This is a genomic window from Deinococcus indicus (assembly GCF_002198095.1).
Lineage (GTDB): Bacteria > Deinococcota > Deinococci > Deinococcales > Deinococcaceae > Deinococcus > Deinococcus caeni.
Genome location: NZ_NHMK01000005.1, coordinates 29,652 through 51,786, shown reverse-complemented (window position 1 = coordinate 51,786; position 22,135 = coordinate 29,652). Strand labels below are relative to the sequence as shown.

The window sequence follows — 22,135 nt, the reverse complement described above, 5'->3', positions numbered from 1 at the left end:
CAACCGGCGCGCAGACACAGGCAGACTGACCTCGACGGACCGTTCGGTGCAGGCTTCAGCTCGCGTCCGTCGCTTCAGGGCACTCCGGATTCCTCTCTCTGTGCCGGGAGGAGGGCCGGGGTGAGGGGTCTCCCCTACGCCGCTTTCTTGCGCCGTGTCCTGAGGGTCTTCTCGCTTTCCAGCAGGCGTTTCAGGGCGGCTTCGCTGCGGGTCAGGCCGTCGAGGTCGCTCTCGCCTTTCGTAGCGCGGGGTTCGTAGTCGTCGAGGATCTTGCCTTCCAGGTAACGGTCGAAGATGACGGGGCAGATGTAGGAGCTGCGGGTAACGGCGGGCGTGTTGCCCAGATCGGCAGCCACGAATTTGACGCAGTCGACGAGGGTCTGCCGGGCCTGCTTCTCTGTGTCGGCGACGCCCGCCTCGGCGAGGTATTCGGCGGCCAGCAGGGTGCCGCCCCAGGTGCGGAAGTCCTTGGCGGTGAAGGGGCCGATGACTTCCTTCAGGTAGGCGTTCAGTTCGCCGCTGCGGACGCGCCGGCGGGCGCCTCCTTCGTCCACGGTCTGGAACAGCCAGGGGCCGGGCAGGTCGAGCAGTCGGCCGATGTTGGCGGCGAGGGTGCGGTCGGTGGTGGCCTTGTGCTGGGTGATGCCGTGCTTGCCCTTGAAGTGGAAGGTCACGGTGTTCCCGCTGACCTGCACGTGCCGCTGACGCAGGGTGCTGAGGCCATAGGTCTTGTGCTGCTGGGCGTAGATGTCATTGCCGACGCGGAACCGGGCGACGTGCAGCAGTCGGGTCATGAGGGCGGCGACCTTGCGGGGTGGGAGGCCCTGGGCGCGCAGGTCGGCGCCGGTGATTGCCTTGAGCTGCCCGAGCGCCCCGGCGAAGCGGGTGAGGCGCTGCCATTTCTTCAGCGCGCCCGCCTGCACGAAGTCCGGGTGGTAGCGGTACTGAAGGCGTCCGGCGGCGTCGCGGCCGAAGGCCTGGAGTTCGGCGTCCGCGTCGGGGCTGACGTACACGTCCACGTAGGCGGGCGGCACGGCGAGTTTCCCGATGCGTTCGATCCCGGTCTTGTCTTTGTACGGAGTGCCGTCGGGCCAGAAGTATTTGAATTTCTTGGGGTCGCTGCCCTCGCGGCGCAGGTACTCCTCGGCGAGGATCTGGGTACGGGAGGTCATTCCGTGACCTGCATGGGCAGTTGCCAGTCGATGGGCGTCAGGCCCGCCTCCTTAAGCGCGGCGTTCACCTGACTGAAGGGGCGGCTGCCGAAGAATTTCGCCTCGCTCAGGGGGCTGGGGTGCGCGGATTCGATGATGACGTGCTGGGGCGCGGTGATGAGTTTCTTCTTCTTGCGGGCGTACGCGCCCCACAGGACGAACACGACCCGCTGTGGCTTGTCGTTCACGGTGCGGATGACGGCGTCCGTGAAGTGCTCCCAGCCCTTATTGGCGTGGCTGTTGGCCTGCCCCTCGCGGACGGTCAGGACCGCGTTCAGCAGCAGGATGCCCTGTCCGGCCCAGCCTTTCAGGTAGCCGTGGCGGGGCGCGGTGAAGCCGGGCAGGTCGGCGGTCAGTTCCTTGTAGATGTTGCGCAGGCTGGGGGGGATGGTCACGCCGGGGCGGACGCTGAAGCTCAGGCCGTGCGCCTGACCGGGGCGGTGGTACGGGTCCTGGCCCAGGATCAGGACCTTCACGTCCTCCAGCGGCGTGAAGCGCAGCGCGTTGAACACGTCCGGCGCGGGCGGGAACACGTTCCCCGCGCGGCGTTCCTGCACCAGGAAGTCCTTCAGCTCGTGGAAGTACGGGGCGCTGAATTCGCCGTGCAGGGCCTGTTGCCAGTCGTCGGGCAGTCCGGCGGGCAGGACGGCCTTCGGGGCGGCCGGGGCCAGGCCGAACAGATCAGGTTGGTCGCTCATGATGTTCCTTTTTACGGCAGCAAACCGCCGGGGGGGTGGGGGTTTGTCGGGCAGACCCTGAGCTTTCCTTTCGGCACGCAGGTCCGCCTTCTTGCGGCTGCCGTGCTTTGCGTAGATGCGGCGGGCCTCGGCCTCGAATTCGGGGCTGGCGCGGGCGGCACTGATGCGGGCGCGGGCGCGGCGTCCGGCCTCCTGTTCGTGCACGATGGGCGGCGGGTAGCTCAGGCGTCCGGCGCCGCTCCACTCCCAGGGCGCGTAGATGAAGTCGGTCGGCACATCCGCGAGTTCCGGCAGCCAGCGGCGCAGGAACACCCCGTCCGGGTCCTGTTCGCGCGCCTGCCGGGTCGGAGAGTAGATGCGCACGCGGTTGATGCCGACCGTGCTGCTCTGCATCTGCATCTGCGACCAGTGGATGCCGGGTTCGTTGTCCAGCCACTCGCGCGCCAGGAACAGTCCGGGCCGTCGCCAGTGCAGCCAGAGGTGCTGCGTGGCGAAACTGACGAGCAGGGCGCGCATGCGGAAGTTCAGCCAGCCCGTCTCGCGGAGCATCCGCATGCAGGCGTCGATCAGGGGATAGCCGGTCTGACCGTGCTGCCAGCGGTCGAAGAAGTCCTGATTCCATTCGTGTTCGCGCAGGCCGTCCAGGGCGCGGTTCAGGGTGCGGAATTCCATGTCCGGCTGGCTTTCCAGGCGCTGCATGAAGTGGCAGTGCCAGTGCAACCGCGACTCGTACGAGCGCAGGGACCGCACCCAGCGCGGGTCGGCGTCGGGATCGCCCCGCACCTGCGCGAGGCGCACGCGGGTCGCCTGGAGCACCTCCCGCAGCGAGATCGTCCCGAAGGCCAGTGGCGCACTCAGGCGCGAGCAGCTGGCCTCGGCGCTCAGGGGGCTGCTCATCTCGCGCATGTAGTTCACGCCGCGCGCCGTCAGGAACGAGTCCAGCGTCTCCAGCGCGGCGGCGCGCCCCCCCGGCGGGATGGTCTTGGCGCTGGCAGGCACGCCCAGTTCGGCGTGGGTGCGCAGGCCGCCGGGGTCGGCGTCCACGCCGCCCAGCTGCGCGGGGGCGGCGACCTGCGGGGCGCCCAGGCGTTCCTCCCAGGTGGCAGCCCAGCCGTCGCGGTTCCTCATACGGCGGATCACGCCGTTCTGCGGCAGTTCGGTCATGGGCAGGCCGCGCGCCCGCGCCCAGGCCCGCACGCGGCGGTCGCGCTGGAAACTCACGCCGTTGCCGGTTTCCTCGTGCGCCCACACGGCCGTCACGCCATGCGCCTCGCGCAGCCCGTCGAGGACGGTCACCGCCTCGCCCACCCGCACGACCAGCGGGGTGCCCAGCGCGCGCAGGGTGGCGTCCAGTTCCCGCAGGGATTCGTTCAAGTACGTCAGGTGGTGTCCGGCGAACTCCTCGTGGGTCAGCTGTTCGGGCTCGTAGATGAACACCGGCAGGACCGGGCCGCGCCGGGCCGCCTCGACCAGCGGCGCGTGATCATGGACGCGCAGGTCCTTCTTGAACCACACCAGTTGCGTTCCGCCCAGCATGCCCCGACTGTCTCCCGGCGCGGCGGCCGGGACGGTAGGCGCGCCCCCCAAGTTCAGAGGACATGAACGCGGGCCACCCCGTGGATCGGGTGGCCCGCGCGTCCGGCGTATTATACGGATTCCGTTTGTTTCGCCGACAATCCGGAAATTCACCGGACTGCCGGCTCCACGTCCGGAACCCGTTTTTCTCCCACTCGCTTCGCTCGGATTGAACGGGCTTTGCAGCCCATTCAATCGGAGTCTGTACTACTGGATGGTCGCCCGGAAGCAGATGGTGACGCTCTGCGTGGGTGCCAGGACGAAGCTGCCGCCCTGCACGATCACCTTGCCGTCCCGCAGCTGGCCGGCGTCGGTGTCGGCGGCGGCGGTGTAGAACAGCTCGCCGGCAGCGGCGGTCAGGCGGATGTCACGCCCGGCCCCGAAGCCGTTCGCGGCGAAGACGGTGTTGGTGGGCACCACGTCGCTGAAGCTGATGTTCGTGGCGTTCAGTCCGCCGACGTTCGTGGTGGTGATGCAGTACTCCAGTACGTCGCCGGGGTTGCCCTCGCCGGTCGTGCCGACCGCGCCGTCCCGCGTGACGTTCCGGACCGTCTTGGCGACCGTCAGCCTGGCGGGCTGGAAGACGGGCGTGACGACCTCGTTGCTGGGCACGCCGCCGCCGGGGCCGCCCGTGAAGTCCACGCGCGCCACGTTCCGCACCTGCGCGGGCTCGAGGGTGAAGGGGCTGACCACGGTGACGCGGAAGGTCACGATGGCCTCGTTGTCGAGGGTGGCGGGCGTGGAGTCGATCTTCAGGACCTGCGTGGTGCAGGCCGCGCCGTCGGCACTGCAGATCCCGACCGGCTGCGCGAAGGGGTAGGCGGCGCCGCCGAGGCTGGTGGCGTTCTGGCCGGTGACGGTGGTGGTGAATCCGTTCACGCGGGCGCTGCCGGGCACGTACGCGGTGCCGGCGGGCAGGGCGTCCTGGAAGGTCACGCCGCCGGCGGGCAGGGTGCCGCTGTTGCGGACGATCACCTGGTATTCCAGCGTGTCGCCGGGCTGTACCCGGTCACCGGTGGTCCCGGCGACCTTCCGGACGCTCTTGACGGCGCTCAGGACCGGCGCGATGACCGGGAAGGTGCAGCTGGCCAGGTCGGTGGAGCCCAGGGTAGCGCCGCCCACCGGGGTGTAACTGACGTCCGCGAGGTTGATCTTCACGAGGCGGCCCTGGTTGTCGCGGGCGTAGATGCCGCTGGGGCTGGCGGCGATGCCGTTGAACTGCGAGCCGCTTGAGGGGTTGCTCAGGCGGCCCAGGTACTCGGCGCGCAGGGTGGTGGGGATGACCAGCCACAGGTCGATGGTGGCCGAGCCGGTGGCGCTGCTGATCATGTACAGCTTGCCGCTGCTGTCGGCGAAGAAGTCGCCGTTGATGTTGAAGCTGGGGGCGCCGGCGGTCGTGGCGCTCAGCTGCCCGAGGGCCGTGACGGTGTAGGGGCTGGCCGTCTCGAAGCTCCACAGGTTCCGTCCGGAGTCCATGGCGTACCCGACGCCGGTGCTGGTGACGGTCATGCGGACGAGTCGGTCGCTGACGCCGCTGAAGATCCCGCCGGAACTCCAGGTGCCCAGGACCGTGTCGAAGATCCGCAGGCGGTTGTTCTGGTCGGCGACGAAGAAGCGGCGGGCGTTGGTGGACACGGCCAGCGTGGCCGAGTTGGTGCCGTCGGGCAGCGTGGCGATGGTGGCGCCCACGGTGTTCGTCTGCTCGTCCAGTTCGCGGATGGCGACGCCGTTCACGTCGCTGGCGCCGCTGCCGCTGGCGAGGGTCAGGGCGTAGATGCGCGAGCAGGTGGGGGGCGTGACGGGCACCGTGACGCTGGTCGTGTACACGGCGCACTGACCGCCGGTGGCCGCGCAGCTGGCCGGGTCGGGGATGGGGTCGGGGTCGCCGCCCCCGCCGACGCTGGCGCGGTTGGTGATGGTGGGGGTGGCGGCGGCGGCGCTGCCGACCGTGACGGGAATGGTCAGGTCGGAGCTGCTGCCGGCGCCCAGGTTCGGCGTGCCGGTGCAGGTGACCGTCTGGTCGCTGGTCGTGCAGGTCCAGCCGCCGGCCGTGAAGCTGGCGGGCGCGGTGATCCCGCTGGGCAGCAGGTCACGGACCGTCACGGCGCCGCTGCTGGCACCGGGGCCTTCGTTCTTGACGCTCAGGGTGTAGGTGGCGCCGCTCTGCCCGACCTTCCAGGGGCCGTTGCCGGTCTTGGTGAGGGTCAGGCTGGGCCTGGCGGGCACCGGGCAGCTGAGTTTCAGGTCGTCGAGTTTCAGGACGTTCGCGTCCACGCTCGTGCCGTCTTTCAGGGTCAGGATCTGCAGCGTGACCTGCGGGCCGGGGCTGATGAAGGTCGGGACGGTCTGCTGGGTGTAGCTGGTCGTGGCGACCGCGCCGTCGAACTGGCGCAGGACGGCGCCGCCCGCGTCACGGAACACGTACCTCAGCTGGGTGGCGGTGTTCGAGTGGCTGCGCACCCAGTTCGAGTAGCTGACCTCGGCGCCGGCGGGCACGTTGATCTTCTGTTCGTACAGCAGGCCCGGCGTGGTCAGGGTGCCGCCGTTCCTGCCTTCGAAGTTCCGGATGTTCATGAACAGGGCGAAGCCGCCGTTGCCGGTCCGGTCGATGTCCTTCCAGAGGGTGTAGGTGCCGCCCGTGGCCTGCACGACGCCCGCGTCGCTGCGGTAGTCGTGGTTGCGGACCTCGCCGCTGGCGCCGCCGACGTTGAAGCTCTGAACGAAGGGAGTCGCGGCGCTGCACACGCCGGTGACGGGTGCGGGGGGCGGGGTGGTGACGGTCGTGGTGTACACGGCGCACTGACCGCCGGTGGTCGTGCAGCTGGCCGGGTCGGGGATGGGGTCGGGGTCGCCGCCGCCACCGACACTGGCGCGGTTGGTGACGCTGGCGGGCGCGCCGCTCTGCACCTGCACGGGCAGCGTGAGCGAGCTACTGCTGCCGGCCCCCAGGTTGGGCGTGCCGGTGCAGGTGACGGTCTGGCCGCTGGTCGTGCAGCTCCAGCCCCCGGCCGTGAAGCTGGCGGGCGCGGTGATGCCGGTGGGCAGCAGGTCCCGGACCGTGACCGCGCCGCTGGTCGCGCTGGTGCCGACGTTCTTGACAGTCAGGGTGTAGGTGGCGCCGCTCTGCCCGGCCGTCCAGGGGCCGTTGCCGGTCTTGGTCAGGGTCAGGCTGGGTCTGGCAGGCACCGGGCAACTGAGTTTCAGGTCGTCGAGTTTCAGGACGTTCGCGTCGCCGCTGACACCCCTGTTCAGGCTGTAGATGCGCAGCGTGACCTGGGTGACGTTCGAGCGGACGGTCGGCAGGGTCTCCTGCGTGTAGCTGGTGGTCAGGGTGTTGCCGTCACGGGTGGCGAGCGTCGCGCCGCTGGCGGTCTCGGTGAGGGTGTAGCGCAGGCGCGACGGCGAGGCCGAGTGCGTGCGGGCGTAGTGCCGGTAGGACAGGTCCGAACCGGCCGGCACGTTGACGGTCTGCTCGTACAGCAGGATCGGGGCGGCGCTGGCGGTGGTGACGTTCAGGTACAGCGCGTGCCCGCCGTTACCGGTGCGGTCGATGCCGTTCCAGAAGGTGTACTTGCCGGCGGTGGCCGTGACCGTGTTCACCGAGGTGGTGTACGCGTGGTTCCTGATGACGCTGCGGGCGGTGTTCGTGTCGAAGGTGTCGGTCCACGGGGTCGTGGCCGTGCAGGTGCCGGCGGTGGTTCCGGTCGCGCCGGCCACGCTCCCGGCGACGATCAGGAGGAAAGCGGCGGTGGCGGCGCGTTTCAGCAGTGTCAGCAGGGCAGGCATGCGGTATCCCATATCAGTCCCCTCCCCCGGTCGCGGGCTTCTCGGGTGGCGGGGGCGAGGTCGGTGTGGTCAGGTTCGTGCCGTTCGGCTGGCCGTCGTCGAGCGTCAGGTCCAGGCGCAGGTACAGGCCCTGGCGGGTGTAGATGTTCGTGCCGATGCCCTGGAAACCCACCGGGTTGTAGCCCAGCGTGACCCAGGTGCCGGGCAGGGCGCGGTAGCTGCCTTCCAGGCCCAGGCTCAGCAGGCTCGAACCGGTGGCGGGCTGGATCAGGCCGCGCGCGGCGAGGCCCAGACCAAACTGGTCGCTCAGGTAGTACGTGCCGCTGACCGAGCCCTGGTACGTGGCGCTGCCCGGCTGGTCGAGCAGGCTGCGGCCGGCGATTCCGGCGCGCACGGCGTAGCGCGGGACGTGGTATTCCACGTTCGCCTCGCCGATGAGTTCCGGGGTGTTGCCGGCCAGCGCGCCGTCGCGGTAGCGCAGGTACGCCAGCCCCTGCCACTGCCCGGCGCGCAGCGCGGCCGACGCGGCGTAGTTGCTGCCGCTGTCGGCGCCGAACACCTGGGTGCCGTCGGCGCTGAGGGTCAGCTGTTCGTTCAGGCGGTAGCTGGCGCCCCCCTTGAGGGCCACGCTGAAGTTCCCACCGGTAGTGGTCCCGCCGGTGGAGGTGGCGTCGGCAGCGAGCGTCCCGCTCAGGCGGTCGGTCTTGTAGCGCAGGGCCACGCCGGCGTTCCAGCCGCCCGTGTCCTCGGCGTTCCCGTCGAGGTCCAGCACGTAACTGCCGTTCACGCCGACGCTGGTGGTGTCGTTCAGGGGCAGGGTGGTGTCCGCGCCGAAGCGGGCGCGGTTGCCCCAGCCGTCCGCGCCGGGCAGGTCGTAGTGGACGTTCAGGTTGGTCATGCCCAGGCGGGACTGCAGGCCCAGGCTGGCGCGGTGGCCCTCGGCCCAGTTGATGTCGTCGCGGGCGGTCAGGGTGACGTTCTCGGCGACGGGCACGCTGGCCTTGAGGACCGTGGTGGTGTCGAGCGTGCCGCTCAGCGCCTGGGCGTGCTCGGCGCTGACGCTCAGGCCGCCCTGGCTGTAGGCGGCGCTCAGCAGGCCCGCCACGCCCTGCTCGTTCCCGAATCCGGCGCGGATGCCCGCCCCGAGCGTGAACGGCGAGAAGCTGTACAGGCCTTTCAGGTCGGCGCGCCCGCCGCTGGTGCCGGCCGCGCCATCCGTGCCGGGCGCGCTGCTGTAGGCGGCGGCCGCCGCGACGGACAGGCGGTCCGTGAGCTTGTAGCTGGCGTCGGCCGTGACGCCCAGCCCGGCGGCCGAGGCGTTCAGGCCGCGGTAGTCCTCGCCCTGGTAGTGCAGGCTGGCGTTCACGCCCAGACGCTCGCCGGTCAGGCTGGCGCTGGCGTCCACCAGGGCGCCGCCGCCGGCGTACGCGGCGAGCAGGTCCGCGCGGCTCCGGTCGGCGCCGTAGCGGGCGCGGACGCCCAGGCTGGTCACGCCGTCGAGCTGCACGGCGGCCGCCGAGGCGCTCAGGGTGTCGCTGACGCGGTAGGTGGCCTGCGCGCCCCAGGCCAGGGTGCGCGCCCCCAGCGGGTTGTTCAGGCGGTAGCTGAGACGCACCTGCTGGTCGCGGCCCTCGCTGTCCACGAGGTCCACCGGCCGCTGGAAGTACAGCACGCCGGCGCTGGCGTCCAGGGTGTAGTCGCTCAGGCGGACCAGGGTGCGGACCTGCTGCTCGCCGGTGCGCGGGTCGGTGGTCACGAGTTCCACCGTCTCGCTGTCGGGTTGCAGGCCGCTGTCGGGCAGGGTCAGGACGCGGGTGCCGGGGGCGTCCAGGGTGCGGCGCACCAGATCGCCGGGCAGCGCCGCCACGAAGCCCGACACCTGCGGGTTGCTGCGCGTGAATCCGCTCAGGGCGGTGGGCGTGATGCCCAGGTTGAACACGTCGACCGGCAGGGGCGCCTGACGGTACTGCACGTTGAAGGCCGGGTGCTCGTAGCGCACGGCGACCGGGTCGATGCCCTGTAGCGGGAAGCTCTCGCTGCTGCTGTCGCCCATGTTCGGGTAACGGTCGAGCGGGCTGCTGGTCGGCAGGCCCTGCGTGCGGTCCTGCGTGACGATGGTCACGCCGGCGGCGGTGCGGTCGGCGTTCACGGCGCCGCTGGCCGCGACGTACAGCTTGCCGTCCCCGACCGGCGTTTCCAGGTACGCCTGCCCGCGCGCCTCGCCGGCGGCCACGCCGCTGCCCTGGAGGATCGCGCCCACGCTGACCATGCCGATGCCCACGCGGGTCTTGCTGGGCAGCGCCTCGAAGGAGCGGGTCACGACCCGGTCACCCAGCAGCAGGCGCACGTCGAAGCGGGTGGGGGCGGACAGCGGTTCGAGTTCCAGCACGCCCTCGCCGTCCACCAGTTTCACCTGGTAGCTGCCGACGCGCGGGCGGGCGTCGCCCTGGGTGGGTTCCAGGCTGGTCTGCACGGTCACGTTGCTGCTGGCGGTGGTCAGGCCGGCCGCGTCGGTCAGGCGCACGCCGATGCGGATGGGCGTGACGCCGTCCGCGACGAGCTGCTGGGCTTTCAGGTCCGCGCGGACCGGGGTACCGGCCAGGAACACCCGCACCGTCTGGTCGCCGAAGGTGACGGTGTTCTCGCCGGTGCGCAGCGGCAGGCCGTAGAACTCCTGGCGCTGGGTGCCGGTGGCGGCGTCCACGCTCTTGCGGCCCAGGGTGGCGGGGTCCACGGGCACGCCGTTCACGCTGGGCAGCGCGGCGCTGTCGGCCGGGCTTTCCACCGCGACGGTGATGCGGTCGCGTTCGCGGTACACCGTGCCGTCCAGCGGGAGTTTCAGGGCGCCGGCGTTCTCGGGTGCGGCGGGGGCGGCCGTGACGCCGCTCAGGTTGTTCAGGTCGTCCAGGTTCCCGTCGCCGACGAGGACGTTCAGGACGCCGCCCGCGTAACGGCCGACCAGGGTGGGGCTGCTCAGGGCCGGGAGGTTGCCCTCGTGCGTGACGCGGTAGGTCAGGACGCCGCGCGCCGCGCCGGGCGTGGTCCAGTAGTAGCGGCCGCTGGGTCCGACCTGCGGGTCGGCGATGGGCCGGCCGCTCAGCTGGCTGCTGCCCGGCACGTAGGTGCCCCCGGCGGGCGGCTGGTGCGCCACGATCACCTGATTGGCGTTCTTGGTGCTGGGCACGTCGAAGGGAATGCGGACGTTGCTCTCGCGCGTGACCGACACGACCGGGGTCGGGGCGGGCGGCGGCGGGGTCTGCACGGTCTGCACGCCGGTCACGACCTGCTGGCTGGCGCAGTTGCTGCTCAGGGTGGCGCTCAGCTGGCCCTGCGCGCCGCCGTCACCCTTGACGCGGGCGCGGTAGCTGAGGGTCTTTGCCTCGCCGGGTTGCAGTTCGCCGCTGAAGCTGGTGGGGTCCAGCGCTTCGAGCGTCTCGCCGGGCGCGTCGGTCAGGGTGTACGGGGCGGGCGCGCCGCTGGTGTTCTTCAGGGTCAGGCTGACCGTGACCGTCTCGCCGGCCAGCGTGTCGGGCAGCGGCGCGCGGCGCAGTTCGATCTGCGTGGCGGTCGGCAGGACACGCACGTTCAGGTCCTGCGTGCGGTTCCAGGGGGCCAGGGTGGCGGTGAAGGTGCCGCTGCCGGCCGCCTCGGCCTTCGCCTCGAAGGTCAGCACGCCGGGGTTGGCAGCGTCCACGCGGGCCGTGACGGTGGTGTCACCGGCGGCCGTGAAGCCTTCAGGCAGTTTCACGCGCAGGTTGGCGGGCAGGGTCTGCCGCTCGAACTCAGTGGTGGCGCGGGCCGTGAAGGTGACCACGTCGCCCACGCACACCTCGGGCTTGTCGGCCACGAAGTTCAGGTTCACGCTGGGCTTGACCTGCACGTCCACGCGGGCGGTCTGCTGCTTGACGACCGTGACGGCCGGGGCGTTCAGCGTGACCTCGGCGCCCTTGACCGGCTCGGCCGTCACCGGGTACTCCTTGACGGGCACCGTGAACGGACCGGCCGCGCCGCGCACGTCGTAGGTCTGCTCGCCGACCGTGACGGTCGCCTGGGTGGGCAGCGTCTCGTCGGGCAGCACCAGTTCGGCGCGGATTTCCAGGCGGCCGGTGGTGTCGGCCGTGACGATCTTGATCGGCCCGGTCGTGAGTTCGAACCCGACCGAGTTGGAGTACTGGTACGTGTCTTTCGGCTGGCGCAGGTACAGGGTGTAGTTCCCGGCCGCTTCCGGCACCCGGATGTCGTCCCACTGCAGCTGACCGCTCACCTTGACCGGGTAGGCGTTGCCCTGCGCGTCGCGCAGTTCGGCTTCCAGTTCGCCCGGCCCGTCGCCGTCGTACATGCGGATGCCCATGGGGCCGCCGGGGTTGGCGACGTTCAGGGCCGGCACCCAGTCGTTGCTGCGGATGGTGACGTTCAGGTGGTCGGCCTCGACAGCGGCGCTGATCGAGTTCAGGCGGAACGCGAAGGTGTTCTTGCCGTTGCCGTCGGTGCGGACCTTCAGGGTGTAGGTGCCGGCCGGCAGGTCGTCGTTCAGGAAGGTCTGCCAGTCCTGGGCGCCCACGCCGAAGTTCTGTTCACGCACGACCTGCCCGTCGGCGTTCACCAGCGTGAAGGTCGAGCTGACCGGGGCCTTGGGGCGTTCGGTGGAGTAGTTCTCGTCTCCGTAGTAGTCGTCGCTGCGGTAGTCCTGCGGGTCGAACTGAGCGCCGTACACGTCGAGCTGCACGCGGGAGCTGAGGCCCACGATCAGTCTCAGGTCCTGGTCGCCGACCGTCCACATCAGCTTGTTGCCGACGGAGGTCAGGGGGAGGGACGTGGCGATTTCCTGCGCTGCTGCCGAGCCGAGGAGTGCCGCCGTCAGGGTGGTGATGGCGCGTTTCACTCAGTACCTCCAGCTGGCCGTCGGGTCGGTGACGGCGCCTTTAGGGTCGCCTGCCCAGCGGAAGCGGTAGGTCACCGCGCGTTCCCCGCTGGCAAGCGTGTCGTAGGTCAGGACGTTCTGGCCGTCGGTCAGGACCGCGCCCTGCGGCAGGGGGTCCGTGACGGTCACGCCGTTCAGGTCGGCGCCCGCGCCGAGGATCAGCTGCACGCGGTACTCGCCGGGTTCGTCGGTCGCGAACAGCGACTTGCGGATCACCAGGCTGCGTTCGGGCTGGCCGGGCAGGGTGCTGGTCACGCGCAGGGTGGTGTCGCGGATCACGGCGATGTCACCGGCCTCGGGGGCCAGCGGGAAGTCCACGCTGGTCAGGTTCCGCACGAACACCACGCGGCTGCCGGGACGGCCGGCGTCCTGCGGGACGCTGATGTTCTGCGCGGCGACCGAGTTCGGGTCCAGGCGCAGCGCGGCCGTGCCTTCGGTCAGGTTGCGGAAGTGGTAGCGGCCCTCGGCGTCGGTCAGGGCGGTGCGGCCGCCGGCCAGGATCACGCGGGCGTTCTGGCAGGGAATGTCGGTGCCGCGGTCGTACACGCCGTTGCGGTTCACGTCCAGGAACACGTACCCGACGAGGTCGGCGGTGTTGCGGCCGAAGATCAGCGGGTCGATGGCGTTCAGGGCGCTGCTGGGCGGCGTCTGGGTCTGCCCGTCGTTGCTGATGGCGGTGGCGACGGCGCTGTTGCGGATCTGCGTGCCGGCGTCGGGCGTGACGACGGCGTCGAAGGTGATCACGGCGGTCGCGCCGGGGGCGAGGCCCGGAATCAGCCACACGTACTCGCGGCCCGTGACGGTCGGGAGGATCTCGGCGCCGTTCAGGCGGCTGCTGCCGCTGACGTAGTTCAGGCCGGCCGGCAGGTTGTCCGTGACCTTGATTTCCTGCAGGGCGGCGGTGGCGCTGCGGTTGGTGACGGTGAAGGTGTAGGTGATGGTCTGACCGTAGGCGACGGTGGCGGGGCTGCTGCTCTTGACGAGCGTCAGGTTGGCGGCGTCGAACACGCCGTTCACGACCTCGTTCGAGGGGGTGGGTTCCGGCACCTCGCTGCTGCTGACGGTGAAGGTGTTCACCATGCGCGCGCCGTCGGGCGTGGCGGCAGGCACGCGCCCGCGCAGGGTCAGGCTGATGCTGTCGCCGGGGTTCAGGCGCGCGAAGCGCCACACGACCTCGTCACCCTCGGGCAGGCCGCCCTGGTCGGCCGAGACGAACTCCAGGAGGTCGGTGCGGGTGACCTGTCCGGCGGTGTCCAGGATCTGCAGGCGGCGCAGGTTGTCGCGCACGACCACGTTCGTCAGCGGGAAGTTCTGGAGGTTCTGGAAGCGCAGGGTGTACGTGATGACCTGTCCCGGCGCGACGAGGCCCTCGCCGGCGTCGCCGGTTTTGACCGGGGCGAGCAGGTTGGGCGAGACGCTCAGGATGCAGTCGACCGTCAGGTTGTCGGCCGCGCCCCGGCTGCTGCGGGCGGTCAGTTCGGCGCGCAGGTCCTCGGCGGCGCTGCTGCTGCCGCTGCGGGTGGTGACGTAGCAGGCGTTGAAGTCACGGGTGCCCTGCGGCGCGAGGTCCGGCACGATGAACGGTTCGCTGATGGGCGTGCCGTCACGCTCCGTGAAGCGGATGGTGCCCTGCCCGATGGCGATGCGTCCCGTGATCGTGATGGTGTCCGGGCGGTCGCCGAGGTTCTTGACGGTGTGCGGGAAGCAGACTTCCTGGCCGATCAGGGCGTTCTGGCGCACCTGTTTGTCGTCGGCGCTGAGTTCACCGCCGGGCAGCGCCTCGGGGTTGCTGATCGGCCCGAGGGCGATGCTGGGCGTGAAGCGCACGGTCACGTCGGCCGGGGCGTCCACGCTCACGTCGCTGCTGCGCAGCTGCGCGACGTTGCGGCGGGTGCCGAGGTCGGTGTCGGGCGCGGTCAGGCGGAAGGTCAGGGTCAGGGTCTCGCCGGGGGCGAGGCTGTCGGCGCGGGCGCGGACGGCGCGGACCGGGGCGGTCTCGCTGGCGGACCAGCTGCTGCCATCGGCGCTGTACTCGATGACGCCGCCCCCCGTCAGGGCGGCGCTGGCGCTGCGGAACACGAAGTCACGCATGTCCGGGGTGTTCAGAAAGTCCGTGACGGTCACGGGCCGCGAGGCGCCCTGGCCGGCGTTGCGGGCCGTGAGGGTCACCAGGGTGTCCTGGCCGGGGCGGATCACGGCGGGCGTGAAGGTCTTGCCGAGCGTCAGGGCCGGCGGTTCGCCCACGCGCACGCGCGCGACGTTGTCGTCGTCGGTCTCGCCGGGGCGGCCACTGGCGTTCGTGGCGCAGTCGGCGATCAGGTTCAGGTACGCGCTGCCACGGTTGGCAGCGGCGGTCGTGACGCGCACCAGGACCGGGCGGGTCTCGTCGGCGGCCAGGGTGAGGGCCGTGACGGCCGGCTCGTTCGGGTCGATCTGGCCGTTGCCGTTCAGGTCCTCGTGAATGGTGAGGGTGCCGGGCGTGAACTGCGATCCGGCGTCACTGACGCGCAGGTTCAGGGTGTTGCGGGCGTTCCCGCTGTTGCCCACCACGTAGCGCAGGACCGCACTCTCGCCGGGCAGCAGGTCGAAACTCTGCCCCGGCGCGGCGACCGTGCCGTTGGGCAGGACGCTCGCGGCACACACGGCCGTGACGGTCGTCTGGACGGGCGGGGTGGGAATGGATGTGGGCGGGCCGCCTTCCGGCGTGAATTCCAGAACGGCGGAGTTCTGGATCACGGTGCCGGCTGGCGTGCCCGCCGCGGACGCCGGTCCGACCAGGGTCAGGATCAGCGCTGTCAGCGTGTGGAGCACAGAGGGTTTTCGCACGTTGCCTCCCGGAGGGTGTTTCTGTTCTCGAAAAACGGCTTCTCGTGTTGTGAGGGAAGGGGGCGGGGGAGTCGGGGAAAAAGTGGAACTCCCCCGTGGGAGCCGGGCGCGCCCGCCGCCGCACTGCGGGGCCGGGCGCGCCTGCGGGCCTTACTTCACCGTGACGGTGAAGGTGCCGGTGATGGTCTGGCCGGGGGCCAGGATGTCGCCAGTGTCGATGGTGCCGTTGCCGTTGGTGTCCACGCCGGCGTACACAGTGCCGCCGTCAGGCAGAACAGCGATCTCGGTAGGACTCCAGTCGGTGCCGTTGGTCGAGTACAGGATGGTGCCGGTGGCATTACTCTTGGCGAAGAAACGGTCCTGGGGAGCCGGGGCAGTGCGCGTCGTGCTGAAGGACGTGTTAGCGGGGAGCGTGTCCCGGATGAAGGCCTTGGTCACGTTGGCGTTGCTGGTGTTCGTGCCGATGATGGTGTAGGTCAGCTGCTGACCGGGTTTGACCTCGGCCTTGTCAACGGTCTTGACGGGTTTGGCCACAGGGGTGGTGCCGACCGTAATGGTGTCGTTCTTGTCGGTGACGGTCGCGCCGGTCGTGGGGGACTTGGCGGTCTGGTTCAGGGTGATGGTCTGCGCGGCGGCGGCGCAGGGCACGTCGACCACGGCGATCAGCTTCAGTTCGGCGCCGGGGGCGAGCAGGCCGGTGTCGGGGGTACCGTTGGCGTTGGTGTCGGTCAGGGCGACCTCGCCGGTGTCCAGGGCCTTGTTGCCGTTGGCGTCCACGAAGTACTTCACGGCGACGTTCTGGGTGGTGCCGTCGGTCAGCTTGATGGGCGCGGTGCCGCTGATGTCGAAGGTGTCGGGGGCGCTGCCCAGGTTGGCGATCTCCATGGCGACCGTGGACTGGATGGCCGGGGAGGTCGCGGTGCAGGTGGTGGGCGGGATGATCGGCGTGAGGGGGTTGCCGGGCTGGCCTGCCTCGGGGGTGCCGACCGGGGTCGGGTCACCGCCGATCTGGTTGGGGGTGGGGTTCCCGAAGGACAGGCCGGGCAGGCTCACGATGTCCTTGGTGGTGTCCTTCTTGGTGGTGTCATTGCTGCTGGTCGTGGTGACCGTCACGGTCGGCTGGGTGCCGGGGGTCGTAGGGGCGCTGCCGGCGGGGAAGGTGACGCGCACGAGCAGGTCGGCGGTCTGGCCGGGGGTCAGGCTGCCCACGTCGGGCACGCCGTCGCCGTCGGTGTCGGTCAGGGGGGTGCCGTCGGGCTTGAGCAGCGTGACGATGGTCCCGGTCGGGAAGCCCGCCTGGACGGCGGTGATGTCGAACACGTCGGGGCGGTTGCCGGTGTTCTGCACGGTGTTCGTGAAGGTGACGACGGTGGTGGTGGTCGTGGCCTGCGCGGTCTGGGTGTCAGCGGCGCTGGGCGTGATGGTCACAGGGGTGGTGTCGGTGCTCTGGTAGGGAGGGGTCAGGGGGTTGCCGTTGCCGTCCGGGTCGTTTTTCGGGCCGATGACGGTGGCGTCCTTGCGGTCCACGGTGGTGACGTTGGAGTTGTTAGCGTCACGCGGCACGGCCGGGTCGTTGTTGAAGGCCGGGTTGTCCTGACGGTCGCCGGTGGGGTCACCGCCGAACTTGTCGGTGCTGGTGGCGGTCGCCGGGATGGTGTACACCTGGAAGAACTTGACGGCCTGATCCTGGTTCACGCCGGTGATGGTAGTGATGGGCGTGGCCGCCAAGATCTCGGCGGGGCTCAGGGTGCCGTCGTTGTTGGTGTCGGCGCTGATCGGGAAGAAACGGATGTTCTCGGGGGTCTTGACGGCCGCCGTGGGGTCCGGGGTGTTCGTCAGGGTGTAGCTCTCATTGGGCACGTTGCCGGTGTTGGTCAGCGTGTACGGGAACACCACGGTATCGCCAGGCTTGGCAGTGGTGCTCTGGCCGGGCTGAGTGTAGTCCGGAGCAGTGACGACAGCGCTCTTGTCGTTGACTAAGATCGTGAAGTCGGGGACCGGAAGCACAGTTGTGGTGACCGGGTTGGAGGGCACGGTGGTGGGGGGCGTTCCGGGCGGGGAACCTTCGGGCGTGAAGACGATCTCGGCAATGTTGGTGATAACGGTGCCGGCCGGGGTGGCGGCGGAGGCGGAGCCGGCGGCGAGCGCGGCGAGCAGTGCGGCAAACTTCCAGGAATTCTTCATGTGTTCTCCTCTGAGCGCATGGATCGGTTGTGGGGGGAAATTATTTGACTTTGACGCGGAAGCTGAGCTTCAGCGATTCGTCCGGGTTCATGCCGGTGACGGTCCAGCGCACGTTGGTGTAGGCACTCAGGGGTGCGGCGACCTGCCGGGTCACCGTCCGGCCGTTCTCGGTGACGGTCACGGTGCGGGTGGGGGCCACGCTGTAGGCCTTGCCGCCGTCGATGCTGTACTGCACCTTCCAGCGGTCGGTGTTCGCGGTGGTCAGGGCGGCGAACTCGGTGCCCTTGGGAACCGGGACGTTCACGAGCAGCTGCCCGACGCGGCGGCCCGAGGTGTTCACGAGCGTCACCTGTTCGCGCAGCAGGTCGCCGGGCAGGACGGTCTTGGGGTTCTCGACGATGGTCTCGGTGGTCTTGCCGTCGGTGACCGTCTGACGGACGAGGTCCTGGTTCAGCGTGAACTTCACGTTCTGCTGGACCGTGCTGGTCTGGGCGGCGGCCGTGGCCAGCAGGAGGAGGGGAGCGACGATGCGTTTCAGGATGACCTCCGGGACAACAAAAGACCGACAGCCTGGGGACAAAGTCCTCCGTTCTGTCGGTCGCGCCACTGGCTCCACACCTGGCAAGGCGCCCGTTTGCGCCAGGTGGTTCATAGCTCCGGAACAGCTGGTTGGTCAGGGTGGCCGCCCCGTCTGGGCAGGCCGGTCTGATGAGCGGCGGGGGTGAGGGTGGAACTCTGACAGTCTTCCGACTGACCCAAGCGTCACTATGAAATTTCTCACCTTCCGCTCCTGCCCATCATCGGGTCAGCAAAGGCGGTTGTCAAACCCCCAGACGGCCAGAATTCGCTTTCGCAATGGGGGTACCGCTGCCCCCGTCGAAGGCGTCGATCTCCTCGATGAAGCGGTCGAACAGGTAGCGGCTGTCGTGCGGGCCGGGGCTGGCCTCCGGGTGGTACTGCACGGAAAACACCGGGTAGCGCGAGTGCGCCATGCCTTCCAGGGTGCCGTCGTTCAGGTTCACGTGCGTGGCCACGAAGGCCCCGTTCGGGATCGAATCGATGTCCACCGCGTACCCGTGGTTCTGGGAGGTGATCTCCACATTTCCCGTTAACAGATTCTTCACCGGCTGGTTGCCGCCGCGGTGCCCGAACTTCATCTTGAAGGTCCGGCCGCCCGCCGCCAGCCCCAGAATCTGGTGCCCTAGGCAGATGCCGAAGGTGGGCAGCAGGCCCATCAGTTCCCAGGCGGTCTTGTGCGCGTACTCCAGCGGCGCGGGGTCGCCGGGGCCGTTGCTCAGGAACAGGCCGTGCGGTTGCAGCGCCATGATCTGCGCGGGGGTGGTGTGGGCCGGCACCACGATGGGCTCGATGCCCACCTCGGCCAGCCGCTCGATGATGGTGTGCTTGATCCCGAAGTCCATCAGGACCACGCGCTTGCCGTGCCGCAGCGTCGGGAAGGCGTAGGGCAGCGCGGTCGTGACCTCGCGGGTCATGTCGTGCCCGTCGATGTCCTGGTGGCCCAGCGCGCGGCTCACGTACACCTGCTCCTCGGCGGGCGTGAACTCGCCGTACGGATCTTCCGGGTGCGTGTAGCTGCGGTGCGCGATGACGCCCTTGACCACGCCGCCCGTGCGCAGGCGGCGCACCAGCGCGCGCGTGTCGATGCCCTGGATGCTCACGACGCCGTACTGCTGCATGAACGCCTCGAGCGACTGCTGCGCGCGGTGGTTGCTGTACTCGGCGCTGAATTCACGCGAGATGAAGCCCCGCACGTACGGCTTGTTGCTTTCCATGTCGTAGATCGCCACGCCGTAGTTCCCGACATGCGGGTAGGTGATGGTCACGATCTGCCCGTTGTACGAGGGATCGGTCATGATCTCCTGGTATCCGGTCATGGAGGTGTTGAACACGACCTCGCCGACGGTCTCGCCGCGGTGCCCGAAGGCGTACCCGCGGTACACCGTGCCGTCTTCCAGGGCCAGAATGGCCCGCTCTTTCCTGATCATGTTCGTTCCTCCCCATTCGCGCCTCTCCGGACGCGTTTCATGGCCCGGCGCGCGTGACCTTCCCGCCGTCTTACCAGCGGTACTTCACGTTCGCCTTGCCGATGATGACATTCCCCGCGACGCTGCGCTGTGAGGTCATCCCGTCGTAGCGGTTGAGCACCCCGGCCATGGCGTCCATCACCGGGCCGAGCGTCTCTTCCATCCCCATCTCGCCGAATTCGGCCGGCAGGCTGCCCATCAGGTCGTCGCCGCTGACGTCGGCCCAGTCGGGCTGGTAGCCCCAGCCGGCACTGCCGGTCAGGGTCAGGCCCGCCGCCTGGAACGCCGGGTCCCGCGCGAGCGGCGCGTCCTGACCTGCCAGCGCGGCCTGGAGGGCCTCCTCGCTGAAGGCCGTGATCAGGTAGTCGCCCTCGAAGGCGTACACCATCTTCAGGCCGGCCAGCAGGTCGTCGATCTGCTCGAAGGACCCGGCGGCCATCATGGCGGCCACGCCGTCCTCGTCCATGCCGGCCATGTCGCCCTTCATCAGGTCGCCCAGCGTGCCTTTCAGGGTGACGCGCAGCCCGGCGATGGCCTCGTTCACGCTGCGGGCGTACTCGGGCAGGTGCGCCTCGGCGGCCGCGCGGTCCCGCACGCTCTGGTACGACACGGCGGTCGCCAGGGCCGCCAGCGGGTCCGACTGGTCCAGACCCGCCTTCAGGCCGCCGGCCAGCGTGACCTGCGCGCACTCGCTGCCCAGGTACTGCCCGGAGCGTTCCAGGTGGCTGGCCAGCTGGCTGTCGGTCAGGAACCCGAACGGCTCGAACAGGTCCAGGCGGGTCAGCCAGCGGGCCGCGTAGGCGTTCGATTCGGGCGCGCAGGCGGTCGCCTGCACCGCTTCGGCATCGGCCGGAATGATGTCCTGCACGCCGAAGTCGGTGGTGTGGGTCAGCAGGCGCGCCAGCGGGCGGTCCTTCCCGGCCGTGTTCACGACCTGCGCCGAGACGGTGTTCAGGCCCGCGTCGGTGGTGGTCAGGCCGCCCGCCACCTGCCCCAGGGTGTCCAGGGCGTCCACGACTGGCGACAGCAGGCGCGGCAGCATGAACTGCGAGAACTGCCCGCGGATCACCTTGGCGGTCGCCGAGAAGTTCAGGTACGCGCCCAGCTGCACCGGCCCGGCTGCGCGGGTCGCCTGCGTGTACGGCGCGGAGGCCGCCAGGGTCGGCGCGGCCTTCCCGCTCAGGCGGCCCAGGTACGACATCAGCAGCGCCTTGTCGCTCGACAGGTACACCAGTCCGTTCGCCTGCCCCGCGAACAGGTTCCCGCTGCGCACGAAGGGGTACGCCCCGACCCGCGCGCCCTTCTTCTTCGGAATGAACGACGAGAACAGTTCGGCGGACAGGTCACCCGTGCGCGCCACGGCCAGCAGCGCCGGCGTGAACGTCCCGCCCCGGCCCTGCACCGTGAACACGCCGGCCACGCCCTCGCGGCCCACCGAGTCGGCCAGGATGCCGCTGAAGCCGCGCAGCATCGCGCCGGAGGCTTCCAGGTCCTCGTCGCCCGCGTCGGCCACGCCGTCCAGCACGCTGCCGATCACGCCGGTCAGGCGGTCGAAGGCCGGGGCGGCCCCCCGCGTCTCCAGGGTCAGGAGCGCCCCGGCCGGCAGGTGCGCCGTCAGCGGTCCCTGGGCAGAGGCGCCCTGTGCAGAGGTGCCCTGCGCGGAGGCCGTGGCGGCGAGGGCGAAGGTGAGGGCAGCGGCAGCGTGCATGGGTTTCATGAACTTCATCGTAGGGGTCGCAGGCACGGAGCGCGTCAGCACTTCAGCGGATGACCCGCCGCACAGTCCGGACGCCCGGCGCCCGCTCACCGCAGCTCCCGGTACATGGCGATCTCGTTGCAGTTCTCGAAGAACGCGCAGCGCTGGCACTCGCTCCAGACCTTCGGGTGCAGGTTCGTCTTGTCAATGCGGGTAAAGCCGCACTTCTCGAAGAAGCCCTGCTGGTACGTCCAGGCGAACAGGGCCGGCAGGTCGATCTCGCGGGCCTCGCGTTCGCAGGCGGCCACGAGGTCACGGCCCAGCCCGCGCCCCTGCATGTTCGGGTGGATGGCCAGCCCGCGCACCTCCGCGAGGTCCGGGGCCAGCATGTGCAGGCCGCACACCCCGGCCAGACCGCCGGGCCGCCCGTCGTGCGGTTCGGCCAGCACGAGGTGAAAGTCCCGGATGGTCTCGGCCAGCAGCGCCCGCGACCGGACCAGCATCAGCCCGCGCGCCGCCCAGTACCCGATCAGTTCGTGAATCGCCTCGATGTCCGACAGGCGCGCCTTGCGCGTCACCAGCGGCGCGTCCGGATGGATGTCCGGCACGGCGATGGACTCCAGGGAGAGCGTCATCTCTGCCCCCGACGGACCGGGCGTGAGAAGCGCGGCGTGGGACGTGGGAACAGCCCCACACCCCACGCGGTCCTCAGCTCAGGGAGCGCATCCAGGTGGTGCCGCCGGGACGGTCGCCACGCGCGCGGTACGCCTGCACCTGCGGGGCGTCCGGCACGTCGCCCATCACGACGGCCAGCGGCACCTGCTGGAACCCGAAGGTGCCCCAGTCGCCCCCCTTGCTGAACATGTAGATCGCGCGGTCCCCGCGTCCCTGCGCGTACTCCACGGCGCTCATGACCAGCCGCCGGCCCAGGCCGCCACCCCGCGCCTCGGGCAGCACGGCCGCCCCGCGCAGCAGCGAGGCTCCCTCGCCGTGCTCCAGGCCGATCGCGCCGACCGGCTGCCCACCCCGTTCCATCACCCAGTAGGTCGTGCCGTCCGCCAGCGTGGCGTCGGTATCCAGCCCGGCGTCGTGAAAGACGCGGGTGACGGTGTCCCGGTCGGCGGGGCTGGCCATGCGGATCTGAACGCTGGAATCGGTCATGCGGTGCTCCTTTGATGAAAGTAAGCTCGGCG

At 70.0% G+C, this 22,135-nt stretch carries 11 protein-coding genes; all 11 read right to left on the bottom strand.

Annotation, left to right across the window (positions count from 1 at the left end; genetic code table 11):
* Positions 1-134: 134 nt before the first annotated feature.
* The 11 genes from CBQ26_RS01395 to CBQ26_RS01345 all read right to left on the bottom strand — a co-directional run bounded on the left by CBQ26_RS01395 (position 135) and on the right by CBQ26_RS01345 (position 22,103).
* Positions 135-1,172 carry a DNA topoisomerase IB gene (locus tag CBQ26_RS01395; RefSeq protein WP_088246819.1) on the bottom strand — a complete coding sequence of 346 codons (1,038 nt, stop codon included), beginning with the start codon at positions 1,170-1,172 and terminating at the stop codon, positions 135-137.
* A complete protein-coding gene (gene ung, locus CBQ26_RS01390) occupies positions 1,169-3,445 on the bottom strand; it encodes a uracil-DNA glycosylase (protein WP_088246818.1) in 2,277 nt (758 codons plus the stop codon). The genes CBQ26_RS01395 and ung overlap by 4 nt, the downstream gene beginning before the upstream one ends.
* Positions 3,446-3,691: 246 nt before the next feature.
* Positions 3,692-7,270: a DUF11 domain-containing protein gene (locus CBQ26_RS01385; RefSeq protein WP_143341907.1), complete on the bottom strand. Its 3,579-nt coding sequence runs from the start codon at positions 7,268-7,270 to the stop codon at positions 3,692-3,694.
* A 13-nt stretch (positions 7,271-7,283) separates the two neighbouring features.
* Entirely contained in the window at positions 7,284-12,152 is a 4,869-nt protein-coding gene (locus CBQ26_RS01380) for a DUF11 domain-containing protein (protein WP_088246816.1), read from the bottom strand.
* The gene (locus tag CBQ26_RS01375; RefSeq protein ID WP_229844384.1) at positions 12,153-15,017 is read right to left on the bottom strand and encodes a DUF7507 domain-containing protein; all 2,865 of its coding nucleotides are present in this window, start codon (positions 15,015-15,017) and stop codon (positions 12,153-12,155) included. It lies immediately after the preceding gene.
* Between the two features lie 150 nt (positions 15,018-15,167).
* On the bottom strand, positions 15,168-17,201 hold the full coding sequence (locus CBQ26_RS22760) for a DUF11 domain-containing protein (protein WP_088246815.1): 2,034 nt from the start codon (positions 17,199-17,201) through the stop codon (positions 15,168-15,170).
* Between the two features lie 40 nt (positions 17,202-17,241).
* A complete protein-coding gene (locus tag CBQ26_RS01365; RefSeq protein WP_088246814.1) occupies positions 17,242-17,781 on the bottom strand; it encodes a hypothetical protein in 540 nt (179 codons plus the stop codon).
* A 241-nt stretch (positions 17,782-18,022) separates the two neighbouring features.
* Positions 18,023-19,207, bottom strand: a complete 1,185-nt coding sequence (carA, locus tag CBQ26_RS01360) for a glutamine-hydrolyzing carbamoyl-phosphate synthase small subunit (RefSeq protein ID WP_088246813.1) — start codon at positions 19,205-19,207, stop codon at positions 18,023-18,025.
* A 70-nt stretch (positions 19,208-19,277) separates the two neighbouring features.
* A complete protein-coding gene (locus tag CBQ26_RS01355; protein WP_229844383.1) occupies positions 19,278-20,963 on the bottom strand; it encodes a hypothetical protein in 1,686 nt (561 codons plus the stop codon).
* An 86-nt stretch (positions 20,964-21,049) separates the two neighbouring features.
* Positions 21,050-21,577, bottom strand: coding sequence for an N-acetyltransferase (locus CBQ26_RS01350; protein ID WP_088246812.1), 528 nt, complete (start codon positions 21,575-21,577; stop codon positions 21,050-21,052).
* Positions 21,578-21,650: 73 nt separating this feature from the next.
* Complete coding sequence (locus tag CBQ26_RS01345; RefSeq protein ID WP_088246811.1) at positions 21,651-22,103, bottom strand: GNAT family N-acetyltransferase; 453 nt, start codon at positions 22,101-22,103, stop codon at positions 21,651-21,653.
* Positions 22,104-22,135: the final 32 nt, after the last annotated feature.

Coding starts and splice junctions, on each gene's coding strand:
- CBQ26_RS01395 (WP_088246819.1), bottom strand. CDS start 1,172: ATGACCTCCCGTACCCAGATCCTCGCCGAGGAGTACCTGCGCCGCGAG.
- ung (WP_088246818.1), bottom strand. CDS start 3,445: ATGCTGGGCGGAACGCAACTGGTGTGGTTCAAGAAGGACCTGCGCGTC.
- CBQ26_RS01385 (WP_143341907.1), bottom strand. CDS start 7,270: ATGCCTGCCCTGCTGACACTGCTGAAACGCGCCGCCACCGCCGCTTTC.
- CBQ26_RS01355 (WP_229844383.1), bottom strand. CDS start 20,963: ATGAAACCCATGCACGCTGCCGCTGCCCTCACCTTCGCCCTCGCCGCC.
- carA (WP_088246813.1), bottom strand. CDS start 19,207: ATGATCAGGAAAGAGCGGGCCATTCTGGCCCTGGAAGACGGCACGGTG.
- CBQ26_RS01350 (WP_088246812.1), bottom strand. CDS start 21,577: ATGACGCTCTCCCTGGAGTCCATCGCCGTGCCGGACATCCATCCGGAC.
- CBQ26_RS22760 (WP_088246815.1), bottom strand. CDS start 17,201: ATGAAGAATTCCTGGAAGTTTGCCGCACTGCTCGCCGCGCTCGCCGCC.
- CBQ26_RS01345 (WP_088246811.1), bottom strand. CDS start 22,103: ATGACCGATTCCAGCGTTCAGATCCGCATGGCCAGCCCCGCCGACCGG.